We start from the raw sequence: 14,098 nt of genomic DNA, 5'->3' as shown, positions 1-14,098 counted from the left end.
GAACAGGAAAGTTAAGCTCTATAGCGCCAATGGTACTGCACGGGAGACTGTGTGGGAGAGTAGGACGTTGCCAGGTGTGAACGAAAAGAGATAGTAATTACTATCTCTTTTTTTCATGTGTACATCTAATTTACAAAAAATTTATATGAAAAGAGGGATTTTTTTTACTGATGAAAAAACCAAAGTTTTTCTCAATATTAAAACACAGAAAAAAAGAATTATCAAAAGAACAAATTTTTAAGGATGTTGTAGCAGGAATTATTGTTGCAATTATTGCATTACCACTTTCTATTGCACTCGGTATCTCATCTGGAGTAACGCCAGAGAAGGGATTAATAACAGCCATAATAGCAGGATTTTTCATATCACTATTTGGTGGAAGTAGAGTACAAATTGGAGGTCCTACAGGAGCCTTTGTAGTTATAGTTTATGGAATTATAGAAAAGTATGGACTTGAGGGACTTATAATTTCCACATTAATGGCAGGTATAATTTTAATACTGTTTGGAATATTTAGACTTGGGAATTTAATAAAATATATTCCAAAGAGTATTACTTTAGGATTCACTTTAGGTATAGCTATTACTTTATTATCAACTCAAGTAAAAGATTTATTTGGATTAAGTATAGATAAAGTACCTTCTGAATTCATCCAAAAATGGAATGTTTACATATCACATTTTAATGAAATACACTTTATTACATTATTAATTGGTATACTATGTATTGCCACAATAATCTTATTCCCAAAGGTTAATAAGACAATACCAGGATCCCTTGTTGCATTAGTTGTGTCAACTTTAATAGTTTCTGGATTAAGTTTAAATGTTGAGACAATAGGATCAGCTTTTGGACAGATTTCATCAACTATTCCAAAGCCACAACTTCCAGCAATTACAATAGATAAACTAAAAGTTTTATTTATGCCATCTCTTACTATAGCATTTTTAGCTGCTATAGAATCATTATTATCAGCAGTTGTTGCAGATGGAATGATAGATAAAAAACATAACTCAAATACTGAATTAATAGGACAAGGTATGGCAAATATTGCATCATCATTATTTGGTGGAATACCAGCAACAGGTGCAATAGCTAGAACGGCAGCTAATATAAAAAATGGTGGAAGAACTCCTATAGCAGGAATAGTACATGCTATAACTTTATTATTAATAATGATAATATTTATGCCTCTTATACAATACATACCACTTGTTGCATTAGCGGCAATACTTGCAGTAGTATCTTATAATATGAGTGAGTGGAGAGAATGTATAAAAATTATCCATAATAATAAATTTGATGCTATTGAATTATTAACAACTTTTATACTAACTGTGACTTGTGATTTGGTTGTTGCAATTTTAGTTGCCATGGTAGTTCACTTCATAATTATAAAATTAATAGATAAGAATGATGATAAAGATATAGATAGTAGTATAGAAGTTGTATGCTAAACAATAAATTTAAAGAAGCCTAGGGTATTACCCTAGGCTTCTTTTTATTAAAGTTAAAGTGATAATTATATACTTTATTTTAATCAGTAATACATTTTTATTAATAAATTTTATATTCGTTGAATAGTAATAATAGGAGCTTAAATTATTTAGTGACTCAGTAAAAATATGTGGATTACATAAAATAGATGGGGGATTATGTAATATGAAGATTATAAGAGAAAAAAATAGTAATAAAGAAAATGGAAATAAATATGATATTACGGACTTCAATACTTATCTATTCCATCAAGGAAAAAATTTTTATTCATATGATATGTTAGGAAGTAAATTTAGTGAAAAAGATGGACAGTCAGGTGTCAGATTCACAGTATGGGCTCCTAAAGCAAAAAATGTTTATGTGATAGGTGATTTTAATGGATTTTCCGTAAATGAAAATTATAAAATGATTAAAATTACTAATGAAGGTATTTGGAGCATATTTGTATATGGAATTAATTTAGGAGCTAAATATAAATATGCAATAGAAGATGGAAGAGGAGAAATTCATTATAAAATAGACCCATATTCAATATTTTCAGAGCTCAGACCTAATAATGCATCTATAGTATATAAAGGAAAAGAATTTAATTGGACAGATAGTGATTTTATAAATTCTAAAAAGAATAAGAATATATATGAGAGTGCAGTAAATATATATGAAATGCATCTTGGTTCATGGAGAAGAAGGGGCGATGAGTTTTTAACATATAAAGAATTGAGTAAAATACTACCTAAATATTTAGAAGATATGGGATATACACATGTAGAGCTTATGCCATTAGTTGAGCATCCATTAGATGCCTCATTGGGGTATGAAGGAATTGGGTTTTACTCAGTAACTAGTAGATATGGAGATTTAGAAGGATTTAAGGAACTTATTAATGAGCTTCATAAAAGAGGTATTGGAATTATTCTAGATTGGGTACCAAGTCACTTTTGTAAGGATGAACAAGGACTTTATAAATTTGATGGAACTCCAACTTATGAATATGAAGAAGGGTGGAAAGCCCAAAATAGACAGTGGGGAACCATTAATTTTGATCTTGGAAGGCCTGAGGTTAGAAGCTTTTTAATTTCAAATGCTCTTTATTGGTTTAGAGAATATCATATTGATGGATTAAGGATTGATTCAGTTTCAAATATGATTTACTTAGATTATAAAAGAGGAAAATGGGAATGGGTGCCGAATATTTATGGAAGAAATGGAAATTTAGAGGGAATTCAATTTGTTAAAGATTTAAATGAAGCTATACATAACGAATTTCCACATGTAATGATGATCGTAGAGGAAGATACAGATTCTTGCCCTAATGTGTGTAGTTCTATAGGAAATGGAGGTTTAGGATTCAGTTTTAAATGGAATATTAGATGGATGAATCACATATTAGAATATATAAAATTAGATCCCATATATAGAAAATATCATCATACTGATTTAACTTCCTCTATGATGTACAATTACTCAGAAAATTTTATACTTCCTATTTCACATAATGAAGTTGTTTATAATAAAAAATCATTGATAGATAAAATGTGGGGTGATTATTGGACAAAATTTGCAGGACTTAGGTTGTTTTATTCATACATGATTGGGCATCCTGGAAAGAAACTTATGTTTATGGGGAATGAGTTTGGGCAATTTAATGAGTGGAAGGAATATGAGTCACTTCAATGGGAATTAATTGATGAATATCCTATGCATAAAAATATTCAAGTGTTTTTTAAAGACTTGAATCATATATACAAAGATAATAAAGCACTTTGGGAATTAGATTATGATCCAGAAGGGTTTAAATGGATAGATGCAAATAACGATAGTCAAAGTATAATTTCATTTATAAGAAGAGGCAGGAGGAAGGAAGATACATTAATTTTTGTATCTAATTTTACACCCGTTGTATATTATGACTATAGAATTGGAATTCCATACAAGGGTGTATATGAAGAAATTTTAAATACTGATCATAAAAAGTATGGGGGATCAGGTCAAATTATTGAGGATAAATTATTTTCAGAGAATGAGGAATCTAATAATTTTGAAAATAGTATAAAAATAAAAGTACCGCCAATGGCAACTGTGGTATTAAAGAGAAAATTTGAGGGGGAGAATTAGATGAAAGTTTTATTTGTTGGATCTGAAGCAAATCCATTTATAAAAACAGGAGGGCTAGGTGATGTATTAGGGTCATTACCTAAATCTTTAATAAAATCAGATGTAGATGCAAGAGTTGTAATACCTAAGTATAAGAAGATAAACGAGAATCTAAAAAAAGAACTAAAATTCCTTAAATGGTTTATGGTGCCAGTTGGGTGGAGAACACAGTATTGTGGTGTATTTGAGTATGAGGAGGATGGGGTTAAATATTATCTATTAGATAATGAATATTACTTTGGACGAGATGGACTTTATGGATATTATGATGATGGAGAGAGGTTTGCCTTCTTTAATAGAGCTGTTTTAAGCTTCTTAAAGCTAGTTGATTTTCAACCAGATATAATACATTGTAATGATTGGCATACTGGAATGATACCAGTACTTCTTAAAGTAGAATACGCAAAAGATTTATTCTACTTTAATATAAAATCGGTATTTTCAATTCATAATATTAGATTCCAGGGAGTATTCCCAAAAGAGATATTACCAGATCTTTTTGGATATGATTTAGAACCATATTATAATGGTAGTCTTGCTTTTGATGGTGGAGTTAGTTTCATGAAAGGTGGAGTACTTTATTCAGATAGAATTTCTACAGTTAGTTATTCATATGTTGATGAAATTAAAACTCAAGAATATGGTGAAAGACTTGATTCAATATTAAGAGAAAGAGGATATGTGCTAAATGGAATATTAAATGGAATAGATTATAAAGAATTTAATCCAGAAGAAGATAAATTAATATATGAAAATTTCAGCAAAAATTCTCTGGAAGGTAAAGCTGTAAATAAAAAAGAATTACAGAAGGAATTAGGTCTTCCTGTAAATGAAAATGCGGCTATGATTTCTATGGTTACTAGGCTTACTAACCAAAAAGGACTTGATTTAGTAGTTGATATTGCGGATAAATTATTACAGCATGATATTCAGTTAGTTATATTAGGAACTGGTGATTATCATTATGAAAATCATTTTAGAGGCTTAGCTGATAGATATAGGGATAAGGTATCTGCAAATATTAAATTTGATAATGGATTAGCCCATAAAATTTATGCAGCATCAGATATGTTTTTGATGCCTTCATTATTTGAACCATGTGGGCTTGGGCAACTTATAGCACTTAGATATGGTACTGTTCCTATAGTTAGAGAAACAGGAGGTCTAAAAGACACCATTTTCCCATATAATCAATATAGTGGATTAGGAAATGGCTTTAGTTTTAGAAATTACAATGCCAATGAGTTATTAAGTGTTACTGAATATGCATTAGATATATTTAGAGATAAAGATAAGTGGAATTCTATAGTTATGCAAGCTTTAGATTCAGATAATAGTTTAGAGAAATCAGCTAATGATTATAATGAAATGTATAAGGAGTTAATTATAGGATAAGTCGTTATAAAATCCAGGGGGAGGGGATAGATATGCTAACCATTGACAAAAGGTCCTTTAAAAGAGCCTACAAAAAGAAGTATCTAGAAATTCATGGAGAGGAGCTTTCTGATGGAAGTAACTATAAAAAATATGAAGCTTTAGGTAGTTTGGTTAGGGACTATGTTGCAGAAAACTGGATGAAGACTAATAAGAGGTATAATAATACTTGCGAAAAGCAAGTGTATTACTTTTCAATGGAATTTTTACTGGGAAGACTTCTAGGAGATGCACTACTTAATCTAGGTATAAGAGATGTATGCAAGGAAGCGTTAGATGATTTAAGTATTAGTTTAGAGGAATTAGAAAATTTAGAACATGACCAAGGACTTGGAAATGGAGGACTTGGAAGACTTGCAGCCTGTTTCTTAGATTCTATGGCATCTTTAAATATAGCAGGACATGGTTGTGGAATACGATATAAATATGGATTCTTTGAACAAAAAATTATAGATGGAGTACAAGTTGAAGTATCGGATAATTGGCTTAGAGATGGTAACGTATGGGAAAAGAGAAAAAATGATAAAAGAGAGATTGTTAAGTTTGGTGGAAATATAATAGAAGAAGAGATAAATGGAAAAATGAAATTTACTCATGTAAATTATGAACCAGTACTTGCAGTCCCTTATGATACTCCAGTAGTCGGATATGAGAATAATACTATAAATACATTGAGATTATGGAGTGCTGAAACAGTAAATAATGAATTTGATTTTTCATCATTTAGTAGAGGAGAGTTCCTAAAAGCATTAGAATATAAAAACTCTGTTGAGGCAATATCACAAGTTCTTTACCCAGATGATTCTCAGTATGAGGGGAAAATGCTAAGATTAAAGCAACAATATTTCTTTGTTTCAGCTGGAGTTCAAGGAATAATAAGACATTATAAAAGACATGGCGGAGATATTAGGAGTTTAGATGAAAAGATAGCTATTCATATAAATGATACTCATCCAACTCTTGCAATACCTGAAATCATGAGAATATTATTAGATGAAGAGGGACTTGCTTGGGAAGAAGCATGGAGAATAACAACAAATACAGTATCATATACAAATCATACAATACTTTCAGAAGCTTTAGAAAAATGGCCTTTAGATATGTTTAAATCATTACTTCCAAGGATATATATGATTGTTGACGAAATTAATGAAAGATTTTGTGCAGATCTTTGGAATAGCTATACGGGTCAGTGGGATAAAATATCACGTATGGCAATAATAGCTGATGGGCAAGTTAGAATGGCTAATTTGGCTATAGTAGGTAGTCATAGTGTAAATGGAGTTGCAAAACTTCATACAGAAATCCTTAAAAAACAAGAAATGAGTGATTTTTATTATTATTATCCAAATAAATTCAATAATAAAACAAATGGAATAACTCATAGAAGATGGCTTTTAAAGACTAATCCAAGACTAACAAAATTATTAGTAGATACTATAGGGGAAGGATTTATAAAACATCCTATAGATTTAGAAGCTTTTGAAAAGAAAGTAAATGATGAAAGTGTTCAAAGAGAACTTCATAATATAAAGAAAGAAAATAAGGAGAGGCTTGCCGAAACGATATATAAGAAAAATGGAATTAAAGTAGATCCAAATTCTATATTTGATGTTCAGATAAAAAGAATACATGCATATAAGAGACAGACATTAAATTGCTTAAGAATAATGGATTTATATAATAAATTATTAGAAAATCCAGGGTTAGATATAGTACCGAGAACTTTCATATTTGGTGGTAAAGCAGCACCTGCATATCATCTAGCAAAGAAAACAATAGAACTTATAAATAGAGTTGCTCAAAAGGTAAATAATGACCCTAGGGTTAATGATAAGATGAAGGTTGTTTTCTTAGATAATTATAATGTTTCCTTAGCAGAAGAGATAATAAGAGCTACAGATTTAAGTGAGCAAATATCTACAACTACTAAAGAAGCTTCAGGTACATCTAATATGAAGTTTATGATGAATGGGGCTGTCACTATAGCTACATTAGATGGGGCAAATATTGAAATAAGAGATGAAGTTGGGGACGATAATATCATAATATTTGGACTAAATTCAAATGAGGTTCTAAATTATTATAAAAATGGGGGATATTCTTCATTTGATATGTATAAAAATGATTCAAGAATTCAAGCTGTAATAGATGATTTAATAAATGGTAAATATCACTTTGATAGAGAGAGATTCAGAGAGATATATGAAAATTTAATACCATACAATGATCAATTCTTTGTTTTAAAAGATTTTGATTCTTATATAAAAGCTCAAGAAAGAGTAGATAAGTTATATAGAGATATGAATAATTGGCAAAGAATGTGTGGAGTTAATATAGCGCACTCTGGAATATTCTCATCAGATAGAACAATACTTCAATATGCAAATGGTATATGGGGGGCAGAATTATTATATAAAAATTTATAACCAATTTAATATAGTTATAAAGTCCAAAAATAATATTAATATTATTTTTGGACTTTTTATGTTGTACAAAAGATTTCATAAAATAAATTATGTATAAATTTAAATACTCAGTCATATGTTTATATAAGTGCCTTGAATTTTATTTAATTTAAATTTAGTTAGATATTTAATTTAGATAATTGTGAAAAACATATGAGGGGGAGAAAGTATTATGGGTAAAAAAGAGATAGTAGCTATGATTTTAGCTGGTGGACAAGGTTCGAGATTAGGAGTATTAACTAAGAATTTAGCTAAGCCAGCAGTGCCATTTGGAGGAAAATATAGAATAATAGATTTTCCTTTAAGTAATTGTTCAAATTCAGGTATTTATACAGTTGGAGTTTTAACTCAATATAGGCCATTAGAGCTTAATTCACATATTGGAATAGGAGATCCTTGGGATCTAGATAGAAGAGAAGGCGGGGTTAGTATATTACCTCCTTACCAAGAAGAAAAAGGCGGAATGTGGTATAAGGGAACTGCAAATGCGATATATCAAAACATAGAGTATATAGATAGTTATGATCCAGAGTATGTGCTTATTTTATCAGGAGATCACATATATAAGATGGATTATAATGAAATGTTAGAATTTCATAAAGAAAAAGAAGCAGATGCTACAATTGCAGTTATCGATGTACCGCTTAGGGAAGCTAGTAGATTTGGAATCATGAATACTAGAGAAGATTTATCAGTATATGAATTTGATGAAAAACCTAAGGAACCAAAAAGCACAAATGCATCAATGGGAATATATATATTCAATTGGAAAGTTTTAAAGAGGCATCTAATAAATGATGAGATGGATATAACTTCAAGCAATGATTTTGGTAAAAATATTATACCTAAGATGATAGAAGATGGACGTAGACTAGTTGCATATCCGTTTGATGGTTATTGGAAGGATGTCGGAACTATAGAAAGTCTATGGGAGGCAAATATGGATTTATTAAAAACTGAAAATGAATTAAATTTATTTGATGAAGATTGGAAAATATACTCTGTGAATCCAGTAAGTCCAGCACAATATGTAGGTGAAGAAGCAGATGTTAAGAACTCAGTTATTGTTGAGGGATGTACTGTGTATGGTAAAGTAGAAAATTCTGTATTATTCCAAGGTGTTTACGTTGGAAGAGATACTGTAATAAAAGATTCTGTAATTATGCCTAATTCGTATATAGGAGATAGTGTAAGTATAAATAAGGCCATAATAGGAAGCGATGTTGTTGTAAATAAAGAATCACAAGTAGGTAGTGGTGATGAGATTGCAGTTGTTGCTTCAAAGGAAGAGATAAGTCCAGGCAGTACAATTGAAGCTAAAAAGATGGCTTAAAGGAGGAAAGGGTGAGTGCATATGAATAATTGTTTAGGAATAATAAATTTAGATGAAAATGAAACTAGGATGGGAGAATTGGTTAGAAAAAGACCGCTAGCATCAGTACCTATAGCAGCTAGGTACAGGGTTATAGATTTTGTTTTATCTAATATGACTAATTCAGGAATAGAATGTATTGGTATTTTTGCGAAAAATAGATCAAGATCTTTAATGGATCATTTAACTAATGGAAGGCCATGGGACCTTCATAGAAAAAAAGATGGATTAAAGGTATTTAATTTTGGAGATGAGGACCCCTCATATGATGATGTTCATAATTTTGCAGATAATATTGAATTCGTTAAATATAGCAAAAGAAAATACGTACTTTTAGCTCCATCATATATGGTATGTAATATTAATTTTAATGAATTATTAAAACAACATAAAGAATCAGGAAATGATGTCACAATGGTATATAAAAATATAAATAATGCAAATTTAGAGTGTATAGATTGTGATGTATTAAATATAGAAAATGAAAGAGTAGTTAGTGTTGGGGAAAATATTGGTCGAGCAAATAATGCTAATATAAGCATGGAAATGTATTTCATGAGAACAGAATTATTCGTAGATATTGTTCATGAATCAATTAGAAGTGGAATGTATAGAAAAATAAAGCAATTTATACATTCTAATTTAGAAAGATTGAATGTAGGAACTTATGAATTTAAAGGATATTTAAGCTGTATAAATTCTTTAAAAGCTTATTATGATTGTAATATGGATTTCTTAGATGCGGATGTTAATCGAGAATTATTCTGCAAAGAGAAGCCTATATATACAAAACCAAAGGATGAGGGACCAACTCAATATACAGTTTGTAGTAATGTTAAAAACTCTATAGTAGCTAATGGTTGCTATATTGAAGGAGAAGTTAAAAATAGTATAATAGCAAGACGTGTTTATATAGGCAAAGATGTAAAAATAAAGAATTCTATAATATTACAAAATGCTATTATAGGAAATGGATGTGAACTTGAAAATGTAATTGCAGATAAAAAGATAAGGGTAGAAGAAGATGAGAGATATATTGGCTCTAAAAATTGGCCCATTGTTATGATGAAAAGAAATAACATTTAAAAAAGTGTTGCTTTTTAAAAATCATTGTACTATAATTCAAATAACAGAAGTATTCATATAGAATTACTAGGTTATAATAAATGTGTTGAAAAAGTAAAGTAGCATTTTGGAGGATCACAGAGAGGGAAGCATTGCTGAGAGCTTTCTATTTATAAGAAATGTGAAGTGCACTTTGGAGCAGAAATTCGAATTAATAGTAGAGTTCTCCGGGATCACCCGTTATAGTGATTAGGCATGTTAGTGCTGGAATTTTGAGAGTAGATATATTTTTTTATATCTAAACTAGAGTGGAACCGCGAGTATACCTCGTCTCTAATATATTAGAGACGAGGTTTTTTTATATTTAAAATTAATTAGGAGGTTTTATCATGAATTCAATTAACTATTTCAATTCTATTGCTAAGGAGTGGAATAAAATCAGAGTGGACTATTTCAAAGATGAATTAAGGGAGATTGCAGTTAATTCTGTAGATATTAAGGGAAAAGTAATTGCAGATTTAGGGGCAGGCACAGGCTTTATAAGTTTAAGAGTAGGAGAAGAGGCAAATTTAGTTTTTCCTATAGATTCATCAAAGAATATGCTTAAAGAGTTACATAAATCAGCAAAAAATAAAAATTTAAACAATATATACCCCATAAAAGGAAGCTTAGAGGATTTACCTCTTTTTGATAATTCTGTGGATATTATATTTATGAATATGGCATTACATCATGTTGTAAATCCAGATGTAGCAATCAAAGAAATGAATAGAGTACTAAAGAAAGATGGACAAGTAATTATAACAGATGTTGAAGAGCATTTAGGGGAATGGGCAACTGAAGAAATGTATGATGTATGGTTAGGCTTTAGACATGATCAATTAGAATCTTGGTATAGAGAAGCAGGGTTTTTAAATATAGATATTAAGAGCACTGAATTAATTGCTAGAGGCGAATCATCAAAAGGAGAAGTGATTGAACCTAAAATTTTTATAGCAAAAGCAACAAAATAATTTTAAGGAGTGATAAATATGAAAAAAGATTCATTATTAATACATGGCGGAATAAGCATTGATAAAAATACAGGAGCAGTAAATATACCAATATATCAAACATCTACATATAAGCAAAAAAGCTTTGGAGAAAATAGTGGTTATGAATATTCAAGAACTGGTAATCCAACAAGAGAGGCACTTGAAAAGTTAATTGCTGATATAGAAGGTGGAAAAAGGGGATTTGCATTTGCATCTGGACTTGCTGCAATTACTGCAATATTAAGCTTATTTAAAAGTGGAGATAGGATACTAATAACTAATAATTTATATGGTGGTACATTTAGAGTTTTAGACAAAGTATTTTCTAACTTTGGCATAAGATATGAGATTATAGATGACTTCATCAATTTTGAAGATAAAATTGATGAAGATGTAAAAGCAGTATACATCGAAACACCAACAAATCCATTATTAGATGTAGTAGATATTAAAATGGTTTCAGATAAAGCTAAGAAAAATGGGTTATTAACTATCGTAGATAATACTTTCATGAGTCCATATTTCCAAAATCCATTAGCTTTAGGAGCTGATATAGTAATACACTCAGGAACAAAATATTTAGGTGGACATAGTGATTTAGTCGCTGGATTAGTTGTTGTAAATAATGATGAACTTGGTGAAAGATTGCACTTCATTCAAAATGCTACAGGGGGAATACTTCAACCTTTTGATAGTTTCTTATTAATAAGAGGTATCAAAACACTTTCAGTAAGAATGGAAAGACATGAAAAAAATGCAATGTTTATAGCAAAAAAAATATTAGAAAGTGAAAAAATTAAGAAAGTTTATTATACAGGACTAGAAAGTCATGAAGGGCATGAGATACAAAAAAGACAATCTTTTGGATTTGGTGGAGTAATATCATTTATATTAAATGATGATATCGATCATAAGAAGTTTGTAAATAACTTAAAACTTATAACATTCGGAGAAAGTTTAGGGGGAGTTGAATCACTAATATGCCATCCTGCATCAATGACACATGCAGCACTTCCAGAAGAACTTAGAGAGCGTATAGGAATAACAGAAAAATTAATTAGGGTTTCAGTTGGTATAGAAGATAAGGAAGATATATTAAAGGATATAGAACAAGCTTTACTAAAAGCAGGTGAAAAAGATGAATTATTATAATGACATAAAAGAATTAATCGGAAATACACCGTTATTAAAATTAAACAACTTGGGAATCAAGCAAGGGGTAAATCTATTTGCTAAGATTGAAGGATTTAATCCAGGGGGTAGCTGCAAAGATAGAGTTGGGGTATATATGATAGAACAAGCTGAGAGAGATGGGGTACTTAAGTCAGGATCTACTATTATAGAAGCTACTGCTGGGAATACAGGGATTGGTGTAGCACTAGCAGCGCTTAATAAAGGATATAAAGTAATGTTTGTTGTTCCAGAGAAGTTTTCAATAGAAAAGCAGAAGTTGATGAAATCTCTTGGGGCAGTAATAATTAATACACCAAAAGAAGATGGGATGGAAGGCGCTATAAATATAGCTAACTCATTATTGAAAGAAATACCAAATTCTATATCATTAAATCAATTTAGCAATGAATCAAATCCACAAGCTCATTATGAAACAACAGGAAAAGAAATTTATGAGGATTTAGATGGAGATGTGGATTATTTAGTAGCTGGTGCTGGAAGTGGAGGAACATTTTCAGGTGCTTTAAAATACTTAAAAGAGAATATAGATGGAGTAAAAGGAGTATTAGCAGATCCTATAGGTTCTATAATAGGTGGAGGAAGAGAAGGGTGCTACAAAATAGAGGGTATAGGAAATAACTTTATTCCTCAAACGATGGATATGGATTTAGTCGATGAAATTATGAAGGTAGATGATGAAGAGGCATTTAATAGTGCAAGGCTGTTAGCAAAAAAAGAAGGTATTATAGTTGGATCATCATCAGGAGCTGCTCTTTCTGCTGCACTAAAATTTATAGAAAAAATAGATAGTGGAAATGTAGTTGTCATATTACCAGATAGGGGAGATAGATATTTTAGTACAGATCTATTATAAATATAGAACATAAATTAATAAGATTACATTTTACAAATTAAAATAACCATAGATTAGAGAGGAAGTAATTATAATGATTAAAGTAGAAAGTTTTGAATTAGACCATACAAAGGTTAAAGCGCCTTATGTTAGAAAAGCAGGAGTGAAAGTAGGGGCAAAGGGTGATGTAGTATCTAAGTTCGATTTAAGATTTGTTCAACCTAATAAAGAAATTCTAGCAGATAAAGGAATGCATACATTAGAACATTTTTTAGCTGGTTTTATGAGAGAAAGAATTGATGATATTATTGACATATCACCAATGGGATGCAAAACAGGATTCTATTTAATAAGCTTTGGAGATTTAGAGGTTAAAGATGTTATTGAAGCATTAGAATACTCATTACAAAAAATACTATTACAAGATGAAATTCCGGCTGCTAATGAATTACAATGTGGATCAGCATCATTACATTCACTAACTTTAGCAAAAGAACATGCTAAGCATGTATTAGATAATGGAATAAGCGATAAATTTTATATAGAACAATAGATAAAAGATCAAATCATAAAAATATTCTTATACTAAAATTGAATAAAATTTTAGTATAAGGATATTTTTTATTATATAAGGAGATTATATATATTGAATATATTGTAATACATAGAAGATTTAAGGATATATATTGTGTAATTTACTCAAAATATATAATAACTACATCTAATACAGTACCACGTGTATCTTAAGTAGGAATTTAAAGAATAAAGAAGAAAAAAGGCATTATATAAAAATAAATAGATATATTAGTAGTAATATGTCGAACTGATAATTATATATGTGTTATTATAAATCTCGTCGCTGATGCGAAACGGCTTCCTCGGAAGTAAGACAACATTTTAAATAAAATTAAGTTAAATAAACTTATTTAAAAAAATGTTGACAAAGTTTTTCAGAAGTGGTAAGATAAGAAAGTCGCTTGAGGGCGACGAGATAAAATGGTCTTTGAAAATTGAACAGAATATATAAAACATTTAAACAACCAGCAAT

The 14,098-nt window shown here is 29.9% G+C and carries 9 protein-coding genes, 1 rRNA gene, 1 pseudogene and 1 other annotated feature; all 11 genes and pseudogenes read left to right on the top strand.

Features of this window, described 5'->3' with window-relative positions:
• Window positions 1-76, top strand: a 5S ribosomal RNA gene (gene rrf, locus ACQPUW_RS17050); the annotation flags it as partial.
• A 94-nt stretch (window positions 77-170) separates the two neighbouring features.
• Window positions 171-1,382: pseudogene (locus ACQPUW_RS17045) on the top strand (SulP family inorganic anion transporter); the annotation flags it as partial.
• 280 nt (window positions 1,383-1,662) lie between these two features.
• Entirely contained in the window at window positions 1,663-3,612 is a 1,950-nt protein-coding gene (glgB, locus tag ACQPUW_RS17040) for a 1,4-alpha-glucan branching protein GlgB (protein WP_430838642.1), read from the top strand.
• Window positions 3,613-5,046: a glycogen synthase GlgA gene (gene glgA, locus ACQPUW_RS17035; RefSeq protein WP_430838641.1), complete on the top strand. Its 1,434-nt coding sequence runs from the start codon at window positions 3,613-3,615 to the stop codon at window positions 5,044-5,046.
• A gap of 32 nt (window positions 5,047-5,078) precedes the next feature.
• Window positions 5,079-7,514 (top strand): glycogen/starch/alpha-glucan phosphorylase, encoded by a 2,436-nt coding sequence (locus ACQPUW_RS17030; protein WP_430838640.1) that lies wholly within the window; start codon window positions 5,079-5,081, stop codon window positions 7,512-7,514.
• 211 nt (window positions 7,515-7,725) lie between these two features.
• Window positions 7,726-8,886: a glucose-1-phosphate adenylyltransferase gene (locus tag ACQPUW_RS17025; protein WP_430838639.1), complete on the top strand. Its 1,161-nt coding sequence runs from the start codon at window positions 7,726-7,728 to the stop codon at window positions 8,884-8,886.
• 21 nt (window positions 8,887-8,907) lie between these two features.
• Window positions 8,908-10,011, top strand: coding sequence for a glucose-1-phosphate adenylyltransferase subunit GlgD (gene glgD, locus ACQPUW_RS17020; protein ID WP_430838638.1), 1,104 nt, complete (start codon window positions 8,908-8,910; stop codon window positions 10,009-10,011).
• A 76-nt stretch (window positions 10,012-10,087) separates the two neighbouring features.
• Window positions 10,088-10,328, top strand: a binding site (T-box leader).
• A gap of 51 nt (window positions 10,329-10,379) precedes the next feature.
• Complete coding sequence (locus tag ACQPUW_RS17015) at window positions 10,380-11,003, top strand: class I SAM-dependent methyltransferase (RefSeq protein WP_430838637.1); 624 nt, start codon at window positions 10,380-10,382, stop codon at window positions 11,001-11,003.
• 18 nt (window positions 11,004-11,021) lie between these two features.
• Entirely contained in the window at window positions 11,022-12,176 is a 1,155-nt protein-coding gene (locus ACQPUW_RS17010) for a trans-sulfuration enzyme family protein (RefSeq protein WP_430838636.1), read from the top strand.
• Complete coding sequence (locus ACQPUW_RS17005; RefSeq protein ID WP_430838635.1) at window positions 12,163-13,071, top strand: PLP-dependent cysteine synthase family protein; 909 nt, start codon at window positions 12,163-12,165, stop codon at window positions 13,069-13,071. Before ACQPUW_RS17010 ends, ACQPUW_RS17005 begins: the two co-directional genes overlap by 14 nt.
• Before the next feature lie 73 nt (window positions 13,072-13,144).
• Window positions 13,145-13,603: an S-ribosylhomocysteine lyase gene (locus ACQPUW_RS17000; protein WP_430838634.1), complete on the top strand. Its 459-nt coding sequence runs from the start codon at window positions 13,145-13,147 to the stop codon at window positions 13,601-13,603.
• Window positions 13,604-14,098 lie beyond the last annotated feature (495 nt).

The organism is Clostridium sardiniense, from assembly GCF_050584765.1.
Lineage (GTDB): Bacteria > Bacillota > Clostridia > Clostridiales > Clostridiaceae > Clostridium > Clostridium sardiniense_A.
Note: the sequence above shows the minus strand (reverse complement) of the source record. Positions and strands in the feature narration are given on the sequence as shown.